This is a genomic window from Rhodobacter sp. (assembly GCA_020637515.1).
Taxonomy (GTDB): domain Bacteria; phylum Pseudomonadota; class Alphaproteobacteria; order Rhodobacterales; family Rhodobacteraceae; genus Pararhodobacter.
In genome coordinates this window covers 2,616,829-2,634,276 of sequence record JACKKG010000001.1, presented here as the reverse complement: position 1 = coordinate 2,634,276, position 17,448 = coordinate 2,616,829, and the positions used below count along the sequence as shown (strand labels likewise).

Annotated in this window: 17 protein-coding genes and 2 tRNA genes; 5 read left to right on the top strand and 14 right to left on the bottom strand. The window is 69.6% G+C overall.

Annotated elements, in window-relative coordinates:
• Positions 1 to 66 precede the first annotated feature (66 nt).
• From H6900_12920 to H6900_12895, 6 genes are all read right to left on the bottom strand, one after another.
• A complete protein-coding gene (locus tag H6900_12920) occupies positions 67 to 1,614 on the bottom strand; it encodes a hypothetical protein (protein ID MCC0074179.1) in 1,548 nt (515 codons plus the stop codon).
• Between the two features lie 83 nt (positions 1,615 to 1,697).
• A complete protein-coding gene (locus tag H6900_12915; GenBank protein MCC0074178.1) occupies positions 1,698 to 2,432 on the bottom strand; it encodes an SDR family oxidoreductase in 735 nt (244 codons plus the stop codon).
• Positions 2,429 to 3,742 carry an FAD-binding oxidoreductase gene (locus tag H6900_12910; GenBank protein ID MCC0074177.1) on the bottom strand — a complete coding sequence of 438 codons (1,314 nt, stop codon included), beginning with the start codon at positions 3,740 to 3,742 and terminating at the stop codon, positions 2,429 to 2,431. The genes H6900_12915 and H6900_12910 overlap by 4 nt, the downstream gene beginning before the upstream one ends.
• A complete protein-coding gene (locus tag H6900_12905; protein ID MCC0074176.1) occupies positions 3,732 to 4,163 on the bottom strand; it encodes a GtrA family protein in 432 nt (143 codons plus the stop codon). Before H6900_12905 ends, H6900_12910 begins: the two co-directional genes overlap by 11 nt.
• Positions 4,160 to 5,596 (bottom strand): UbiA family prenyltransferase, encoded by a 1,437-nt coding sequence (locus H6900_12900; protein ID MCC0074175.1) that lies wholly within the window; start codon positions 5,594 to 5,596, stop codon positions 4,160 to 4,162. The genes H6900_12905 and H6900_12900 overlap by 4 nt, the downstream gene beginning before the upstream one ends.
• Positions 5,597 to 5,761: 165 nt before the next feature.
• Positions 5,762 to 5,837: transfer RNA gene (locus H6900_12895), tRNA-Thr, on the bottom strand.
• 109 nt (positions 5,838 to 5,946) lie between these two features.
• On the opposite strand from H6900_12895, the gene H6900_12890 reads away from it, so the two are divergent.
• Positions 5,947 to 6,822 carry a hypothetical protein gene (locus tag H6900_12890; protein ID MCC0074174.1) on the top strand — a complete coding sequence of 292 codons (876 nt, stop codon included), beginning with the start codon at positions 5,947 to 5,949 and terminating at the stop codon, positions 6,820 to 6,822.
• 4 nt (positions 6,823 to 6,826) lie between these two features.
• On the opposite strand, the gene H6900_12885 is transcribed toward H6900_12890, so the two are convergent.
• Positions 6,827 to 7,081, bottom strand: a complete 255-nt coding sequence (locus H6900_12885) for a DUF2312 domain-containing protein (GenBank protein ID MCC0074173.1) — start codon at positions 7,079 to 7,081, stop codon at positions 6,827 to 6,829.
• A gap of 122 nt (positions 7,082 to 7,203) precedes the next feature.
• Between H6900_12885 and H6900_12880 the strand changes: the two genes are divergently transcribed.
• Entirely contained in the window at positions 7,204 to 7,428 is a 225-nt protein-coding gene (locus H6900_12880) for a hypothetical protein (protein MCC0074172.1), read from the top strand.
• Between the two features lie 259 nt (positions 7,429 to 7,687).
• Here the strand turns inward: H6900_12880 and H6900_12875 are convergent, their stop codons facing one another.
• Complete coding sequence (locus H6900_12875; GenBank protein ID MCC0074171.1) at positions 7,688 to 8,725, bottom strand: extracellular solute-binding protein; 1,038 nt, start codon at positions 8,723 to 8,725, stop codon at positions 7,688 to 7,690.
• A gap of 178 nt (positions 8,726 to 8,903) precedes the next feature.
• On the opposite strand from H6900_12875, the gene H6900_12870 reads away from it, so the two are divergent.
• Complete coding sequence (locus tag H6900_12870; GenBank protein ID MCC0074170.1) at positions 8,904 to 10,592, top strand: iron ABC transporter permease; 1,689 nt, start codon at positions 8,904 to 8,906, stop codon at positions 10,590 to 10,592.
• Between the two features lie 119 nt (positions 10,593 to 10,711).
• A complete protein-coding gene (locus tag H6900_12865) occupies positions 10,712 to 11,377 on the top strand; it encodes a L,D-transpeptidase (GenBank protein MCC0074169.1) in 666 nt (221 codons plus the stop codon).
• Between the two features lie 63 nt (positions 11,378 to 11,440).
• Here the strand turns inward: H6900_12865 and H6900_12860 are convergent, their stop codons facing one another.
• The 6 genes from H6900_12860 to H6900_12835 form a co-directional block, all read right to left on the bottom strand.
• Positions 11,441 to 11,713, bottom strand: a complete 273-nt coding sequence (locus H6900_12860) for a hypothetical protein (protein MCC0074168.1) — start codon at positions 11,711 to 11,713, stop codon at positions 11,441 to 11,443.
• Between the two features lie 193 nt (positions 11,714 to 11,906).
• Positions 11,907 to 11,981, bottom strand: a tRNA-Glu gene (locus tag H6900_12855).
• A gap of 137 nt (positions 11,982 to 12,118) precedes the next feature.
• Positions 12,119 to 13,861, bottom strand: a complete 1,743-nt coding sequence (gene recJ, locus H6900_12850) for a single-stranded-DNA-specific exonuclease RecJ (protein ID MCC0074167.1) — start codon at positions 13,859 to 13,861, stop codon at positions 12,119 to 12,121.
• Positions 13,858 to 14,823, bottom strand: a complete 966-nt coding sequence (glpX, locus tag H6900_12845) for a class II fructose-bisphosphatase (protein ID MCC0074166.1) — start codon at positions 14,821 to 14,823, stop codon at positions 13,858 to 13,860. The genes recJ and glpX overlap by 4 nt, the downstream gene beginning before the upstream one ends.
• A gap of 138 nt (positions 14,824 to 14,961) precedes the next feature.
• Complete coding sequence (locus H6900_12840; protein MCC0074165.1) at positions 14,962 to 16,248, bottom strand: homoserine dehydrogenase; 1,287 nt, start codon at positions 16,246 to 16,248, stop codon at positions 14,962 to 14,964.
• 132 nt (positions 16,249 to 16,380) lie between these two features.
• Positions 16,381 to 16,665: a hypothetical protein gene (locus tag H6900_12835; GenBank protein MCC0074164.1), complete on the bottom strand. Its 285-nt coding sequence runs from the start codon at positions 16,663 to 16,665 to the stop codon at positions 16,381 to 16,383.
• A gap of 119 nt (positions 16,666 to 16,784) precedes the next feature.
• Here H6900_12835 and H6900_12830 point away from each other — a divergent pair, with 119 nt between their 5' ends.
• Positions 16,785 to 17,387 (top strand): TetR/AcrR family transcriptional regulator, encoded by a 603-nt coding sequence (locus tag H6900_12830; protein MCC0074163.1) that lies wholly within the window; start codon positions 16,785 to 16,787, stop codon positions 17,385 to 17,387.
• Positions 17,388 to 17,448 lie beyond the last annotated feature (61 nt).

The following is a 17,448-nucleotide window of genomic DNA, read 5'->3' as shown; positions in this document are numbered from 1 at the left end:
GCGGGTCAGCAGCCGGTCGCCCGGACGCCCCAAACGGGGCCGCCCGCGACGGGGCGCGGCCCGCGGTCAGTCGAGCGCGGCGAGCAGGCGGCGGTTGGTGATCGTGCCCTCGGCGCTGACCAGACTGGCCAGCCGGCTGTCGCCCAGCAGGTCGCGCAGGTCCACGGCGCGGCCGTTGACAAAGGCGCGGCGGCTGACCAGCCGGATGCCGTGGCTGTAATCGGCATATTGTGCGCCGTGCACGGTGCTGAGCGGCTGGATCGCCGCGCCGCCGCGCCGGTGCCAGCCATAGATCGCCACCCGCCCGGGGTTGCTGTTCAGGCGGTTTGTCAGGACCAGGTCCTTTTTCTGTCCGGCGACCAGTTGGCCCAGCCGCGCGCCGACCTGATGCAACTGGCCCTGCACGGTGGCGTTGTGGCGCAGGAAATACGCCGTCGAGGACATTTGCGAGCCGGGCTCCATCGGGGCGGGGGACAGGTGCACGCTGGCTTGCTGGTAGATCGCATCGACCATCCGCGTCGTCGGCAGCACCATGTCGAACCGTTCGGCCACACGCATCGCCGCCGGCAGGCCCAGGGGCACGCGGACGAAATCGCGGTTCGACCCGACGGCAAGGTAATCGGGCGTCACACAGATCGTGATGCGCGTGGGCTGTCCGTTGGAGCCCGTCCCGGTAAAGGTCACCGGCACCAGGTTGCGCAGGAAATCGGGCACGTTTCCGGCCAGAACCTCGGCCAGGATGGCGTCGTCGCGCTGTCGCCCGCCCAAGCCGCCCAGGCCACCGATCACGGTGCTGCCATCGCCGGCGCCGCCACGGCGGCGGGGGATGGCGCGGCTCAAGCCCGCGTCGCACTGGTCGCGCGAAACGGCCGCCGAGGCCAGGGGCGCGATTTCGATCACGGGCGCGGTCGCGGGGGCCGTCGGGGGCGCGGCGCTGGCGGGGGTGTCGAGGTCCAGGCTGGCCAGACGGGTCACGGCCTCGGGCCGCGCCCGGGGGGTGCGCGAACGGATCAGACCGCGCGGTGCCAGGTCGGGATCGGCGGCAAGGGCGGCCAGCGCGGCGGCGCCGTCATCGGGGACGGTTTCGATCGGGGCGCTCTGTGGGCGCAGGCGCGGAAAGGGTGAGCGGGTTGGCGCGCGCGGGCTGTCGGCTTGCGCCGTTTCCACGGGCAGGGATCGCGGCGGTGGCACGACCGTGGGGCTTTCCAGACGCGCGACGACGCCGGGCACCGGGGTCAGGCGCACCCGCTCGACCGTGGCGACAGGCGCCGCGCCGTGGTCATTCACGGCCACGGCGGTGCGGCTTTCGGCACGCGGTGGGGCGGGTTCCGTGACCAGGGGCGCGCGGTTGCGCGGCAGGACCGGTTCGATCTGCATCTCGGGCGCGGCAAAGCCGGTGCCGTCGGACAGGACAAGGTTGGACAGCCAGACCTCTGGCGCGGGGCCGGAGGGAACGGGGCCGCCGGGCGTCGCGGCGGGCCAGAAGGCACCCGCGCCGATCGCCGCCAGCGCCAGCACGCCAAGGCCGCCCGCAACCAGCGTCAGGCGGAAGGACAGCGCAGCGCGCGAGGGCGCTGCATCGTGCAGGGGTGGAAGCGAAGGATGCAGGGTCATGGATCTTCCATACGCAGGAAATCCCTAACCGACAATGAAGGCTGTTGCGCGCCGCGCGGTCATCGGCGGCGCGCCGCCGACCGCTAGAGCCGCGTGCGCTTGAAGATCCCCTCGGGCAGGGCGCGGATGATCGCCATCACCAGCCGCCAGACGGGTTTGACATAGACGACGTCGCGCCGTCTGCGTTGCGCCTGCCAGATCGCCTGGGCGACGGCCTCGGGGCTGGCGGTGAGGCGCGGGTTCAGGTCCATGCCTTCGGTCATGCGGGTCGCGACGAAACCGGGTTTCACCGTGATTACCTGCACTTGGGTCCGCGACAGCCGGTTTCTGAGGCCCGAGAGATAGGCCGTGAACCCGGCCTTGGCGGCGCCGTAGACATAGTTCGACGCGCGCCCCCGGTCCCCGGCGACCGACGAGATGCCGATCACCGCGCCGTGGCCGCGCGTCGCGAACCGGCCAGCCAGCAGCTCGAGGATCAGCGCCGGCCCTTCGAGGTTCGTTCGCAGCACGCGCGCGGCGGCGGCCGGGTCGGTCTGGCTGGTGCTCTGCTCGCCCATGAACCCGACGGCGCAGATCACCGTGTCGGGCAGCACGGGCAGCGAATCGACAAAGGCGGCAAAGCCGGCGGTGTCGAGCGCATCGAACGGGTGGGTCGAGACCGCGACCTGGTGGCGCAGCCGCAGATCCTGGGCGTCGGGGTCCAGCGTCTCGGCCTGGCGCGCGGCGAGTTGCACCGCATAGCCCTCGCGCGCGTAGCGATGGGCGCAGGCGCGGGCGATGTCGGACCGCGCGCCCAGGATCAGCACCGCGCCGCTCACAGCCCCAGCCTTTCGCTTTGTGCCGAGACGAAGCGCCCCGCCAGCCCCTGCGCGCGCCGCCAGTCGGCAAAGCCCTGCCAGCGCGGATCGGTGCGGCGCAGGGTGTCGGCGCTCATCCGGCTGTCCTTGGCCAGGTAGAAGCGCCCGCCATGGTCGGCGGTGATCCGGTCGAGTTCGGGCATCAGGGCGAGGCTCCGCTGGGTCATGGGAAAGTCGAGGGCCAGCGTATAGCCCTGCATCGGAAAGGACAGGCGGCTGTCCTGGGCGCCAAAGCGTTTCAGCACGGCCAGGAACGACCCCGCGCCTGTCCGGCTGATCGCGCCAAGGATCGCGCGCAGCCCCTCGGCGTGGCTCTCCAGCGGGACGACGCACTGGAATTGCATGAACCCCTTGCGGCCGTAGATCCGGTTCCAGTCGCGGATCGCGTCGAGCGGGTAGAAGAACGGCTCCCATCCCACCAGGCTGGAGGGTTGGCTATGGGCGCCCTTTTGGAAATAGAGCGTGTTGAAGGCGCGGATCGACCAGGGATTCAGCACAAATCCCGGCAGATCGACGGGCACGCGGGGGCCCTTGTGGCGCGGCGTTACAAAGGGCGTGGCGCGCTGCGCGGCGGGCAGTTCGGCGCGAACGGCGTGTTCGCCGTTCATGACGATCGACCGCCCCATGGCCGCCCCCGAGGCCGCGCAGTCGATCCAGGCCATCGAATAGGTGGCGCCGTAGGTCCGCTCGAAGGCCTCGAGCGCGGCGTCCAGATTCGGCGCGGCGATGGTCTGCTGTCGGATCCAGCCGGATTCGACGCGCTTCAGCCGGATCGCGGCGCGCACGATCACGCCGGTCAGACCCATGCCGCCCAGCGTCCATTCGAACAGGTCCTCGCCCCGCTTGGTGCGGGTCACGGCGCCGTCGGGGCCCATCACCTCGATCCAGTCCACAAAGGTGCCAAAGGCGCCCTCGGAATGGTGGTTCTTGCCGTGGACATCGGCGGCAATGGCGCCACCCAGCGACACGAACTGCGTGCCCGGCGTGACGGACAGGAACCAACCCCGGGGCAGAAAGGCCTCGATGATCTCGCTCAAGGTAACGCCGGCCTCGGCGGTGAGTTGGCCGGTCTCCGCGTCAAAGGCGATCATGCGGTTGAAATGGCGCGTCGAAACCGCGTGACGCCCGATCGCCGCATCGCCATAGGCGCGCCCCATGCCGCGCGCGATCAGCGGCCCCCGGGCCACCAGCGCGGCCAGGGCCTCGGCGTCGCGGGGCGCGCTCAGGCTGCCCTCGATCCGGGGATATCGGCCCCACCCCTCAAGCTGCATCGGCTCTCTCGCTGGTAAAGACAAATCGCTTGTCCAACTGGTATTTCACCCCATAGCCCACGGCAAGTCCGAGGACCGCGCCCGCCTCGCGCGCCAGATCGCCGCCCAGGACCCACCAGAACGCGGTTTCGGTGGCCCAGAAGATCGCCGTCGTGACCAGGCCCATCACGGTATACAGCGTGAACTTGCGCCCGTGGGCGCGCGCGCCGGTTTCGAGATCGGCAAAGATCCAGCGCTTGTCCAGCAGGTATTTCACCACCAGCCCCGCGCCCGTGCCCAGCACCAGCGCCAGTGCATAGCGCGTCCCCACCGGGCCCGACGCCGCCAGAACCAGTCGCTGCGCGCCCAGATTCACCACCGTCGCAAGGGCCGCGAATCCCGCGTAGCGCGTGACCAGCGCCCAACCGCGCGGCGCGCTCATAGCAGCGTCGCCAGCGCAAACGTGGCGGCAAAGAGCAGCAGGACGATCTGGCTGACGCGGTCGCGCACGGCAAAGGCCACCGGATCGTCGTCCATCTGGCCGCGCTGCGCCAGCAGGATCATCCGCGCGACCCAGTAAAGCAGCAGCAGACAGACCGCCCACAGGATCATCGGATTGGCATACAGATCGCGCGTCACCGGCTCGTTGAGGTAAAGCATGAAGACCAGCACCGCGACAAAGCCCGAGGCCGTGGCCATCTGCGTCACCACCGGCAGGTCGCTGACACGGTAGCCGCGCCCGGCGGCCTCGACCTGGTTGCGATGCGCCATGTCCACCAACTCGGCCTGCCGTTTGACCGCGGCCAGCGCAAAGAACAAAAAGGCCGAGAAGCTCAGCAACCAGACCGAGGGCACGATGCCCATGGCCGCACCGCCCGCCGCCAGCCGCAGGGTATAGAGCGTCGCCAGCACGCAGATGTCGAGGATCGGCTTGCGCTTCAGCCACAGCGAATAGGCGATGGTCAGCAGGTAATAGCCCAGCAGCACCGGCAGGAACAGCGGTTGCAGAACCAGCCCCAGCCCCAGCCCCATCGCCAGCAGCAGCGGCACCATCGCCATGCCATGCGACAGCGGCAGCGCGCCCGAGGCCAGCGGGCGGTTCCGCTTGCGCGGGTGCGCGCGGTCCGATCCGATGTCCAGCAGATCGTTCAGCAGATAGACGCTCGAGGCCACAAGGCTGAACGCCAGAAAGGCCACCAGACCCTGCGCCAGCGTGTGCGGGCCGAACTGGTGCGCGGCCAGCATCGGCAGGAACACCAACAGGTTCTTCACCCATTGCTGGGGCCGCATGGCGCGCAGCGCGGCCGGGAAGATCGGCGCGGGTGGCGCCAGATGCACCGCATCGGGGTGCAGCGCGTCCACGCGGGCCCGCAGGCCCGGGCGCAGGCCCACCGTGACCGCGCCGGCCGCCGTCTGCCAGACCGGCAGGTCGGCGGTGCTGTCGCCGGCATAGACATAGCCGCCCGCGCCATAGGTGCGGCGCAGCCACTCGGCCTTGGCCGGACCTTTCAGATTGATCGCACCGTCCGACCCGTGCACCGCGTCGAACAGGTCCAGGTGATTGGCGACGGCATTGGCCAGCGTCTGGTCCGCCGCCGTCACCAGGGCGCTTTGCCCGCCGCGTGCGCGCCATTGGCGGACGTGCTCCAGCACCGCCGGCTCATAGGGCAGGGCCGCAGGATCGGGCGGGCTGATGGCCGCGAGCCGCGCCTTCAGCGCCGCCCGCCCGCGGGCCAGCCCGGCGATGGCCCACAACGGCGTCCGCCAGTCCCGCGCAAACCCCGACCAGAAGCTTTCGAACAGCATGTCCGAGCGGATCAGTGTGCCGTCGAGGTCAACGACCAGCACGGGGAGGGTCTGTGGGTGCTGTGCCATGAACCGGGTTGCCTGCCATTCCTGCGCGACCCTGCCACGCAGCGGGACGGCGGCGCAAGGGGTCCCCGGCGCGCGCCCATCCGGTGACGGCCCGGGACCGGGCGCGACGGTCGGTCGCGAGCGGCGCCCGCCGTCCGATCGGGCCGGCCTGTCAGCCACGCGGCCTGGTGCCGGTGGAGGGACTCGAACCCCCGACCTTCTGATTACAAATCAGCTGCTCTACCAACTGAGCTACACCGGCGTCGCGCCCTGATACCGGCAATCGGCGCGTCGCTCAAGCCGGTTGCACGCCGGCGCGGGCAACGGCGGGGGCTTGCGTCGTCGCCGGCACTCGCGCTATGCCGTAAGCCATGGAAATCGCGTTTCATCTTGGCGCCCATGTGACCGATCGCGACCAGTTGGTGCGGTGCCTGATGCGCAATCGCCCGGCGCTGCTCGAACAGGGCGTCGCCATTCCAGGCCCCGGCCAGTATCGCCAGCAACTGCGCAGGCTGGCCTTTGCGCTGCGCGACCAGGAAACGACGCTGGACACGCAGGAGGAAATCCTGGACAGCATCGTCGAGGACGAGAACATCCGCCGCGTGGTGTTTTCCTCGGAGGCGTTCCTGTCGCTGCCGAAATGGGTGGTCAGCGCGAATCGTCTCTATCATGCGGCCGAGGACCGGATCGCCCTGCTGCGCCACCTGTTCCCGGCGGCGCGTATCGAACTGTTCCTGGCGATCCGCAATCCGGCGACCTTCCTGCCCGCGCTTTGCGCGGAAAAGACCTCGGGCGGGGTCGAGCAGGTGCTCAAGGACACCGATCCGATGGCGCTGCGCTGGTCGCAGACCCTGGCCCGCATCGCCGAGGCCCATCCCGACCTGCCTCTGACCGTCTGGTGCGACGAGGATACGCCGCTTCTGTGGCCCGAGATCCTGCGCGCCGTCGCCGACCACCGGCCCGACAGCGTGATGGAGGGGTGGCTGGCCTGGTATTGGGACCTCGTCACCCCGACCGGCCACGCCGCGATGCGCCGCTGGTTCGACAAGAACCCGCCCTCGGACGATCTGGCGCGGCGCAAGATGCTGGCCGCGCTGCTGGCCCGCTTCGTGCGCCCCGACGCGGTCGAGATCGAGGACCTGCTGCCCGGCTGGACCGAGGACACGGTCGAGACCCTCTCCGCGCTCTATGAAGAGGATCTCGATCTGATCGCGTCGATTCCGGGCGTGCGTTTGCTCGAACCCTGAGCCGTCAGCTCATCCCCAGCGCGGCCTTGTAAAGGTCGAGAACCGCCTCTTCCTCGGCGATTTCGTCGGGCTTCTTCTTGCGCAGGGCGATGATCTTGCGCAGGGCCTTGGTGTCATAGCCGCGCCCCTTGGCCTCGGCCATCACCTCTTTCTGCTGGTCGGTGATGTCCTTCTTCTCGGCTTCCAGATGCTCGTAACGCTCGACGAACTGGCGAAGCTCGTCGGCGGTGACGTCATAGGCGGTGTCCGGGCTGCTCATCCTTGCCTCCTTGGTTGGACCCCGTTCCTAGCCAAGCCCCGCGCCCGGGGCAAGCGGCTGGTCACTTGCCCTTCGCGCGACCAGCCGCTAGACGGCGGCAAACGGCCACGGGGGACGACAGCATGCAAGGCGCGGAACTTCTGATCTGGGGCGGCGCGGCCGTCACGGTCCTGGGCGTGCTGGGCCTCTTCGCCTGCGTCGTCTGGGTGCTGCGGCTGCGGCGCTCGGGGCTCGCGGACACGGCCATGCGCAAAGCCCTGCAAAAGGGCGTGGCCTGGAATATGGCGGCGCTCTTCGTCTCGGTGATCGGTCTGATGATGGTGATCTTCGGCATCACGCTGGCCTGAACGCGGGGGCTTGAACGCGGGGGCCTGAACGCGGGGGCCCGAAAGCAAGGGCCTGTCCACGCGCGGTCATGAGCGGGGCCTGATCGGGGCGGCCCGAAGTCCGGCCTCGCGAACCCCGGCGCGGCCCCGGAACCCGCTCTTTGTGCCCGAAATATCCCGGGGGGTGTGGGGGGCAGCGCCCCCCACCGGGTCGCCCGAGGGCTGGAGGCTGGAAGCCTCCCGGCCGAGGGCGAAACCCCGCCCGTCGGCTACGCGCCCGTCACGGAAAGCCCACGCGGTCGAAGATCTCGGTCGCCTCGGCGGCGTTGAGCCCATAGACCGACACATTCACGCCCGAGTTGCGGAACACCGTGAAGGGCGCCACCGGACCGTGGATCTGCACACCCGGAACGATCGGAAATTCGTTGTTCGAATCCGCAAAGATCGCCTGCGCCTCGTCCGACACCAGATACTCCAGGAACCGGATCGCGTTCTCGCGGTTCGGCGCATGGGCCGCCACGCCGGCGCCCGAGATGTTCACATGCGCGCCGCGCCCCGGGGCCTCTGCCGTCCCCTGGTTGGGATAGAAGAATTCCACCGCCTCGGCCACCGCACGGTCGTCGGCATTGTCGGATTGCGCCAGCGCCCCCCAGTAATAGGTGTTCGACACCGCGACCGAGCATTCGCCCGCCGCCAGGGCCCTGAGCTGGTCACGGTCCCCGCCCTGGGGCGGCCGGGCCAGGTTGCGCGCGACGCCCGCCGCCCAGTCCTCGGCCGCCTGGGCGCCCAGGTCCTGGATCAGTTCCGCCAGCAACGAGATGTTGTAGACCGACGAGGACGACCGAATGCAGATCTCGCCCTCGAGCCGCGGGTCGGCCAGGTCCTCGTAATCGTTCAGCCAGTCGGGGCGTTCGCCCTTGCGGGTGAAGATCACCCGCGCGCGCGCGGACAGCCCGAACCACAGGTCGTCCGGATCGCGGAAATTCGCAGGCACCCGGCTGTCGAGATACGCGTCGTGCACCGGCTGGAACACGCCTGCCTCGACCGCGCGCTGCAACCGCCCGCCGTCCACCGTGACATAGAGATCGGCGGGGCTGTTGTCGCCTTCGGACAGGATGCGCTGCAACAGTTGCTCGCCGTCGCCCTCGATCAGGTTCACGCGGATACCCGTCTCGCGGGTGAACGTCTCGTAGATCCTGAGGTCGGTGTCATAGTGGCGCGCGGAATAGAGGTTCACCTCTTGCGCGGGGGCCATCTGCGCCATCAGGGGCGCGGCCCCGATCAGGGCCAGTCCGAAAAGGGTCGTGCGTCGCAACATGATCTGTCTCCGCTGGAATGGAGCCTGCCTGGCGGGCCGCATCACGGCGTCTGGGTCGGCGAATGGGGTCTTTCGGGGCCCTGCATAGACCCTCGCGGCTTTTCTGACAATAAGAATCGGGTAACTGGACAGGGCGCCCCGGATCGGCTAGGCCCTAGACCGGACCCGAGGACCCGCCATGGCCAGCACCGCCCCGACATCCGCCGCGACATCCGCCCCGATTCCCCGCCGCCGCCCGCGCGTCAGCGGCTGGAGCCTGGGCGCGGTGGGCGTGGCCGCACTGATCGCGCTGCCGATCGTCACGGTCGTGGCGCAGGTCTTCATCCCCTCGGGCGGGGCCTGGGCGCATCTGGCCTCGACCGTGCTGCCGCTCTATCTGCGCAACTCGCTGATGCTGGTCGCGCTGACGGTCGCGCTGGCCTCGGCGATGGGGGTGGGCGCGGGCTGGCTGATCGCCGGGTTCGCGTTCCGGGGCAGGGGCGTGCTGCAATGGGCCCTGATGCTGCCCATGACCATGCCTGGCTATGTCATCGCCTATGTCTATTACGACCGGCTGGCCTATGCCGGCCCGGTGCAAAGCGCCTTGCGCGAGGTCTTCGGCTGGGGGCGCCACGACTACTGGTTTCCGCAGATTGCGTCGCTGCCGGGTGCGGCGGTGCTGCTGGCGCTGGTGCTCTATCCCTATGTCTACCTGTTGACGCGCGCCGCCTTCGCCACCCAGTCGCTGCACCTGATCGAGGCCGCCCGCGCCCTCGGCCAGTCACCGCGCGGCGCCTTCCTGCGCGTGGCGCTGCCCATGGCGCGGCCGGCAATGGTCGCGGGCGCGGCCTTTGTCGCCATGGAGACGCTCGCCGATTTCGGCACCGTGCAGCATCTGGGTGTGCAGACCCTGACCACGGGCATCTTCCGCACCTGGTTCGCGCGCGGCGAGCCGGTGGCGGCGGCGCAACTGGCGGCGCTGCTGATCGGCTTCATCGCCGTGGCGCTGATCCTGGAACGCATCCTGCGCGGCACGCGGCGCTATACCGGCGATCCGGCCGGGCGCTCTGCCACCGCCGCCGCGCGCCATCCGCTGACCGGCTGGCGCGCGGCGATCGTCATGGCGTTGTGCGCGTTTCCCATCGTGGCGGGCTTCCTCGTGCCGATCGTGGACCTGGTGCGCCGCGCGATCCTGGTCGGCGATCCGATGTGGGGCGCGCGGTTCCTCGCCTTTGCCGCGAACTCGCTGATGCTGGCAGGCCTGGCGGCGCTGCTGTTGCTGTCGGTGGGCCTGTTTCTGGGCTACGCGCGCCGGCTCGACGGCTCGCCGCTGGTGCGCGGCGCCCTGGGCGTGGCGGGGATCGGCTATGCCATGCCCGGCGCCGTGATCGCGGTGGGCATCCTGATGCCACTGGGCTGGGCCGACCAGACGCTGGACGCCTGGGCGCGCTCCAGTTTCGGGGTCTCGACCGGGTTGCTGCTGACCGGCAGCTATGTCGGGCTGCTCTATGCCTATGCCGTGCGCTTCCTGTCGATCAGCCTGAACACCATCGAGGCCTCGCTCCAGCGCATTCCTCCGTCGCTGGACGATGCCGCGCGCGGGCTCGGCTCGGGCCCGGGGCGCACGCTGTTTTCGGTGCATTTCCCGCTGCTGCGCGGCGGGCTTCTGTCGGCGGCGATCTTCATCTTTGCCGATGTGATGAAGGAACTGCCCGCCACGCTGATCGTGCGGCCCTTCAACCTGGACACGCTGGCGATTCGCACCTACCGGCTGGCCTCGGACGGGCGGCTGGACGAGGCCTCGACCTCGGCGCTGCTGATCGTCGCGCTGGGGATCATCCCGGTGATCCTGCTCAGCCGGGCGATGGACCAACCCGCGGCACATTGAACACGGTTTCGACTTTGACAAAGGTTTGACCGCCGCGCGGGGGCTTTCGGGTTTGCCTTGGGCCGCGGTCTGCGCATATTGAGGGCCAATCGCCCGTTCGCGCCCCAAGGATCCGACCCGTGACCAGCAGACGCCAGTTCCTCTTCACCAGTTCCGCCGCGCTTGCGGCCCCGTTCCTTGCCCCCGCCCGCGCGCTGGCGTCACCCGCAGACTGGGACACTTGGGACGCCGAGGTGACGCCCCCCGGCTATATTCCCGAAATCTCGAACCCCTGGGGGTTGCAGCCGCGCTTCTTGCCGCGCCGTGTGCAGGCCAATCCGGGCCTCAGGGCGGGCGACATCCACGTCGATGCGGTGGCGCGCTACCTTTACCATATCCACGACGACGGCACGGCGATGCGCTACGGCGTCGCGCTGGGGCGCAATGACCTGTATCAGCCGGGCGTCTTCACCGTGGGGCGCAAGGCGAAATGGCCGCAATGGACGCCGACCGCGACGATGATCGCCCGCGATCCCGATTATGCCCAATACGCCGACGGGATGCCGGGGGGGCCGACAAACCCGCTGGGGTCGCGCGCGCTCTATCTCTATTCCGGGGGGCGCGACACCTATCTGCGCATCCACGGCACGCCGCAGCCGCGCTCGGTCGGCTATCGCGCCAGCTCGGGCTGCGTGCGGATGGTGATGGCGCATATCATCGACCTTTACGAGAACGTGCAGACCGGCGCCACGGTCTATCTGTATCCGGCCGAGGAGGTCAGCTACACCTACACCGGCGGCGCGTGATCGCGGGTCCGCGCGCGGGATGGCATCGACCAGAAAAAAGGGCCGCTCGCGCGGCCCTTTTCCTTATTCGCGCGGACGCGAGCAAATCGGCCGGCCGTCGTTGGTGCGCAGGGGCAGGAAGGTGGTCTCGACCACGCCGGCGTGCTGATACCAGTAGCACCCGTCGTTCTGGTCGATGATGACCGCCGCCATGTTCTGACCCGGCGCGGCGGCCTCGGCCAGCCCCTCGGGAAGCTCCTCGAGAAACTGGGGGCCGTTGGTCGTCGGCTCGCCCGACGAGACACAGGCCGAAAGCAGCAGCAAGGAAGCCGCCGACACGCTGCGCAGGATGGTCATCCAGAGGGTTCCTTCACCGATAACACTGTGCGCCGACCATCGCAGCATTGCCGCCAAGGTCAAGCCACCCACGCGGTCCCGCACACAATTGTGGCCGGGCGGGCACGATCCCGACACGGCGCGGCACAAATCCGCAGGCAAACGCCAAAGCCACGAAATTCGCGCGTTGTTTCAGGGTCTTGGTGGATTGAAGTGGCAGCCCGTAGGGGAGTCGAACCCCTCTTTTCAGGTTGAAAACCTGACGTCCTAACCGATAGACGAACGGGCCACCGAGGCCGCTTTGGCGTTTGCCGTCGCGGCGTGGGGCGGTATTTAGGCCAGCGCCGCGGTGGGCGCAAGGGGGATTTTCCGCGCGTGTGACAAAATTTTCAAAGCCGATCGGCGGCCTGTGCCACGGCTTGGGGGTCAGGCGCGCGCGGCGTCGTCGAGGCGCAGCTGCACCCGGTTGCGGCCACCGAAATGGTTGATCTCGACCCGTCCGGCCAGATGCAGGCGGCCGGGGCCGGGGCGTTCCAGCGCGGCGCCCAGCGGGCCGTCAAAGGCGCCAAAGGCGATGCCGTCCAACTGCGGGCCGCCCGGTTCGCCAAAGCGCAGCCGCAGGTGGCCGGTGCCCACCCGCCGGGCATCGGTCACCATCACCGACGGAAAGGCGAAGCGCGGCGCTGGTGCGGCCTGGCCATAGGGCCCGGCACGGTCGAGCGATTCGATCAGTTCGACCGTGGCGCCCCCGGGCATCAGCAGGCCGTCGAGCCTGAGATCGCCGGCGCCGCCGGTGCCCGCGCCCTGCCGGGCCAGCAAGGTGCCCAGCCGTTCCATGGCGGCGTCCAACTGGTCGCGCGCGACGGTCAGCCCGGCCGCCATGCGGTGCCCGCCGCCCTTCAGCAGCAAGCCCTCGGCCGTCAGCCGCTGGATCGCCGCGCCCAGGTCCACGCCGCTCACGGACCGGCCCGAGCCCTTGCCCTCGGCGCCATCGAGGGCGATCACCACGGCGGGGCGGTTGGTGGCCTCTTTCAGGCGCGCGGCGACGATGCCGATGACGCCGGGATGCCAACCCTCGGCCGCGGCCCAGACCAGCGGGCCGTCCAGCCCGCGTCTTTCGGCCTGGGCGAGCGCTTCTTCGCGGACGGCCTGTTCGATCGCGCGGCGGTCGTCGTTCAACTGATCGAGCCTTGCGGCCAGGCGCTGCGCTTCGAACGGATCGGTGGTCGAGAGAAGCCGCGCGCCCAGATCCGCGGCGCCGATCCGGCCACCGGCGTTGACCCGGGGGCCCAGCACGAAGCCCAGGTGATAGGGGGTCGGCGCGCGGTCCACGCGGGCCACGTCGCTCAGCGCGACCAGGCCGGGCCGCCCGCGCTGCGCCATGATGCGCAGGCCCTGGCGGACAAAGGCGCGGTTGACGCCGATCAGCGGTGCCACGTCGGCCACCGTCGCCAGCGCCACCAGATCCAGAAAGCCCATCAGATCGGGGCCTTGGGTGCCCTGTTCGCGAAGCCGGCGATTGGCCTCGACCAGCAGCAGAAAGACCACGCCGGCGGCGCAGAGATGCCCCAGATCACCGCTTTCGTCCTGCCGGTTGGGGTTCACCACGGCCAGCGCGGGGGGCAGCGTTTCCGCCCCCAGGTGATGGTCCACCACGACCACGTCCGCGCCCTTGGCGGCGGCGATGGGCCCGTGGGACAGCGTGCCGCAATCCACGCAGACGATCAGCCGATGGTCGCGTGCCAGCGCCTCCATCGCGGGTTCGTTGGGGCCATAGCCTTCGTCGATGCGGTCGGGGACATAAAGCGTCGCGTCATGGCCCAGTGCCCTGAGCCATGTCAGCAGCAGCGCCGCCGAGGACCCGCCATCCACATCGTAATCGGCGAAAATGGCGATCCGCTCGCGCCGGTGCAGCGCGCCCAGCAGCCGGTCGGCGGCGGTTTCCATGTCGCGCAGACCGCGCGGATCGGGCAGCAGCGCCCTGAGCGAGGGGGCGAGGTAATCCTCGACCCCCTCGGGCTCGACGCCCGAGCGCGCCAGCACCGAACACAGCGCCAGCGGCAGGCGGGTGGATTGGGCCAGCGCCTCGGCCTTGCGCGTGGCGGCGGGTTCGGGTCCGACCCAGCGCCGCCCGGTGAGCGAAGCCTCGACGCCCAGAAAGGCGCTCACTTCGCCGGGGTGCGATAGCTCATGCGCCGGACCGATCCGGTTTTCGAGCGCATCAGCAGGGTTTCGGTGGTCACCCAGCCCGGCTCGCGCTTGATGCCCGACAGGATCGAGCCGCTGGTCACGCCCGTGGCCGAGAAGATGACATCCGCCGTGACCATCTCGTCGCGCGAATAGATGCGGTTCAGGTCGGTGATCCCGGCCTTGGCCGCGCGGCCCCGTTCGTCGTCGTTGCGAAACAGCAGCCGGCCATAGATCTGCCCGCCCATGCATTTCAGCGCCGAGGCCGCCAGCACCCCCTCGGGTGCCCCGCCCGAGCCCATATACATGTCGATTCCGGTGATCTCGGGTTCGGCGCAGTGGATCACGCCGGCCACGTCGCCGTCGGTGATAAGCCGGATCGCCGCGCCGGTCGAGCGGACCTCGCGGATCAGGTCCTCGTGCCGGGGACGTTCGAGGATGCAGACGGTGATGTCGTCGGCTTCGCAGCCCTTGGCCCTGGCCAGCGCGCGCACACGTTCGGCGGGCTCCATGTCCAGCGTCACGGTGCCGGGGGCATAGCCCGGGCCGATCGCCAGCTTGTCCATGTAGACGTCGGGCGCGTGCAGCAGCGTGCCGCGCGGGGCCATGGCGATCACGGTCAAGGCGTTCGGCATGTCCTTGGCGGTCAGGGTGGTGCCTTCCAGCGGGTCCAGCGCGATGTCCACGGCCGGGCCGTTGCCGGTGCCGACCTCTTCGCCGATGAACAGCATCGGCGCTTCGTCGCGCTCGCCTTCGCCAATCACCACGACGCCTTTGATGTCCAGCATGTTCAGCTGGTTGCGCATGGCGTTGACGGCGGCCTGGTCGGCGGCCTTTTCGTCGCCGCGACCCACCCAGGCCGCGCTTTCCAGCGCCGCGGCTTCCGAAACGCGGGCGAGGCCCAGCGACAACAGGCGATCATGGAACAGGGGGGATTCGGTCATCGGGGCACCTTCGGGGTTGACTGCTCGGGTCCCGTTCTAGCGGTTCGGCCGTTTCAGGCCAAGCCGGAAGGCCCCGTCGCCGCGGCTTTTACCCCAAGATACTGTGGCGTGGCGCGATGATTGCGCTATCTGCGGCGGTCAGACTTCCTCGATCCGCATCGCGACGGGCTCGCCCACCAGCACGCCGGTTCCAGCAAAGCGGGCCAGCGCCTCGGTGATGTCGTCGGACGAGGCCTTGTGCGTCACGATCAGCACCGGCGCATCGGCGCCTTCGTGCGAATATTGCCGCATCCGGTCGATCGAGATCCCCGATTCCCCCAGCGCGGTGGCGATCTTGGCCAGCGCGCCCGGCTTGTCGAGAAGCGTCATGCGCAGATACCACGGCGCGCCGGCGCTGACGACGGCCGGCGCGGCAGCGATCAAGGTCTGGGCGGGCTGGCCAAACACCGGCATCCGGAACCCGCGCGCGATGTCGATCACGTCGCCCATCACCGCGCTGGCGGTCGGACCCTCGCCTGCGCCGGCGCCACGCAGCACGATCTGGCCAACGCTGTCGCCCTCGATCACCACCATGTTGGTGCCCCCGTCGAGCTGCCCCAGCGGGTGCGTTTCGGGCACCAGACAAGGCGTCATGCGCTGCTCGAGGCCGCGACCGGTCATCTGCGCCACGCCAAGCAGCTTGATCGAATAGCCCATGTCGCGCGCCAGCCGGATATCATCGAGCGAGATCGACTGGATGCCCTGCAACACCACCGCGTCGAAATCGACCCGCGTGCCAAAGGCGATGGCGCTGAGCAGGCTTAGCTTGTGGCCCGCGTCGATGCCGCCGACATCGAGATTGGGATCGGCTTCCAGATACCCCAGGCGTGCGCATTCGTCGAACAGCACGTTGTAGCCCTGACCCGTCGTCTCCATCCGCGTCAGGATGTAGTTGCAGGTGCCGTTCATCACGCCCATGACGCGCTTGACGGCGTTGCCGGCCAGCCCTTCGTTCAGGGATTTGATGACCGGAATGCCGCCCGCGACGGCGGCCTCGAAGCGCAGGACACGGCCATGGCCCTCGGCCAGGGCGGCCAGGTCGTTGCCGTGATGCGCCAGCAGCGCCTTGTTCGCCGTCACGACATCCTTGCCGCGTTTGAGCGCGGTTTCGACCAGCGCCTTGGCCGCGCCGTTCTCGCCGCCCATCAGTTCCAGCACGACGTCCAGATCGTCGCGACGCCCCAGTTCGACGGGGTCGTCCTCCCATCCATAGGTCGAAATGTCGGCGCCGCGCTTCTTGCTGCGTGAATTCGCGCTGACCGCGACAATTTCGATCCGGCGTCCGGCGCGGCGTTCGATCAGATCGGCGTGGGTTTGCAGGATCTTGACCACACCGATGCCGACCGTGCCGAGACCGGCGATGCCGAGACGAAGAGGGCTGGACATGGGGTGCTCCGAAACGTGGCCATCAAGGGCCACCCGGTGCCGGCGCGGCCTGTCGCGCGAGGATTAGCCGTTCAGGCGGCCGGGTGCAATGCGCCTGCGCGGCCCGGGCGCGCGGCGCGTGTCGCGCGGGGCCTATTCAGTGCGGTCCTTCAGGGCATTCGCCCGCGATCTGAGCGATTCGTCGTCGGGCTGGTCCAGACGCGCGCGGCGCAGGCGCTCGGCGCGGCTGCGCAGGGCCGCGGCGCGCCAGGTCAGGGCCTGGGCGGCCTCGGTGCCCAGGCTGGCCTCGCTGGCCAGAACCGAACGCGCCGCCAGTTCGTCGCGGCTCAGCAGCGACGGCGCATCGCCAGCCACGGTGCCGCACCCCGCCAGGGCGGTCAGAGCGGCAAGCAGGGGCAGGGCGGCGGCGCGGCGCATGGGGGCTCCGGTTCGGGTCGGGGCCACAGTAGCGCGGGGCGTGCCGGCTGTGAAGCGCTTCCACGGGGCGCAGGCCGGATTCGGGGTTGAATTGAACGGCCGTTCAGTGACAATGCGCCATGGCCCGCAAACCCGGTTCCCGCGCCGAGATCACCGGCCCGCGTCTGCGCGACGCGGCGCTCAGGCTGTTCGCGCGCGACGGATATGCGGCGGTGTCGATGCGCCAGATCGCCGCCGAGGTGGGGGTGCAGGCCGGGGCGATCTATCTGTATACCGCTGACAAGCAGACGCTGCTGGCCGATCTGATGATCGACCACTTGCAGGCGCTGCTGGCCGCCTGGGCGGACAGCGATCCGCCCGCCGGACCGGCGCCCGCGCGGCTCGATCATTTCGCGCGCTTTCACATCCGCTTTCACGCCGCGCGCGCGGATGCCGTGTTCATCGCCTATATGGAACTGCGCAATCTCACCCCCGGGAATTTCGCCCGCGTTGAAGCCCTGCGCGGCCACTACGAGGCCGAACTCGAGGCGATCCTGAAGGCCGGTCAGGCCGAGGGCAGCCTGACCGTGCCCGACACCAAACTGGCGGCGATGGCGCTGATTGCGATGCTGACGGGTGTCAACACCTGGTTCCGCGAAGGCGGGCGTCTGACCCGCGCCCGGGTCGAGGACATCTATGTGGATATGGTGCTGAAAGCCGCCGGCGCGGGTGGCGCAACGTAAACCGCGGCCCGCGTTGGCTGCGGGCCGCGGCTACGGCGGACGGCGCGAGGTTGGGATCGCG

What these genes read in the sequence shown, in the direction of transcription:
- H6900_12880 (MCC0074172.1), top strand. Translation starts at nt 7,204, where the DNA reads ATGCAAGGCGCGGAACTTCTGATCTGGGGCGGCGCGGCCGTCACGGTC.
- H6900_12860 (MCC0074168.1), bottom strand. Translation starts at nt 11,713, where the DNA reads ATGACCATCCTGCGCAGCGTGTCGGCGGCTTCCTTGCTGCTGCTTTCG.
- H6900_12910 (MCC0074177.1), bottom strand. Translation starts at nt 3,742, where the DNA reads ATGCAGCTTGAGGGGTGGGGCCGATATCCCCGGATCGAGGGCAGCCTG.
- H6900_12920 (MCC0074179.1), bottom strand. Translation starts at nt 1,614, where the DNA reads ATGACCCTGCATCCTTCGCTTCCACCCCTGCACGATGCAGCGCCCTCG.
- H6900_12905 (MCC0074176.1), bottom strand. Translation starts at nt 4,163, where the DNA reads ATGAGCGCGCCGCGCGGTTGGGCGCTGGTCACGCGCTACGCGGGATTC.
- H6900_12835 (MCC0074164.1), bottom strand. Translation starts at nt 16,665, where the DNA reads ATGCGCCGCGCCGCCGCCCTGCCCCTGCTTGCCGCTCTGACCGCCCTG.
- H6900_12890 (MCC0074174.1), top strand. Translation starts at nt 5,947, where the DNA reads ATGGAAATCGCGTTTCATCTTGGCGCCCATGTGACCGATCGCGACCAG.
- H6900_12870 (MCC0074170.1), top strand. Translation starts at nt 8,904, where the DNA reads ATGGCCAGCACCGCCCCGACATCCGCCGCGACATCCGCCCCGATTCCC.
- H6900_12875 (MCC0074171.1), bottom strand. Translation starts at nt 8,725, where the DNA reads ATGTTGCGACGCACGACCCTTTTCGGACTGGCCCTGATCGGGGCCGCG.
- H6900_12830 (MCC0074163.1), top strand. Translation starts at nt 16,785, where the DNA reads ATGGCCCGCAAACCCGGTTCCCGCGCCGAGATCACCGGCCCGCGTCTG.
- glpX (MCC0074166.1), bottom strand. Translation starts at nt 14,823, where the DNA reads ATGACCGAATCCCCCCTGTTCCATGATCGCCTGTTGTCGCTGGGCCTC.
- H6900_12900 (MCC0074175.1), bottom strand. Translation starts at nt 5,596, where the DNA reads ATGGCACAGCACCCACAGACCCTCCCCGTGCTGGTCGTTGACCTCGAC.
- H6900_12885 (MCC0074173.1), bottom strand. Translation starts at nt 7,081, where the DNA reads ATGAGCAGCCCGGACACCGCCTATGACGTCACCGCCGACGAGCTTCGC.
- H6900_12840 (MCC0074165.1), bottom strand. Translation starts at nt 16,248, where the DNA reads ATGTCCAGCCCTCTTCGTCTCGGCATCGCCGGTCTCGGCACGGTCGGC.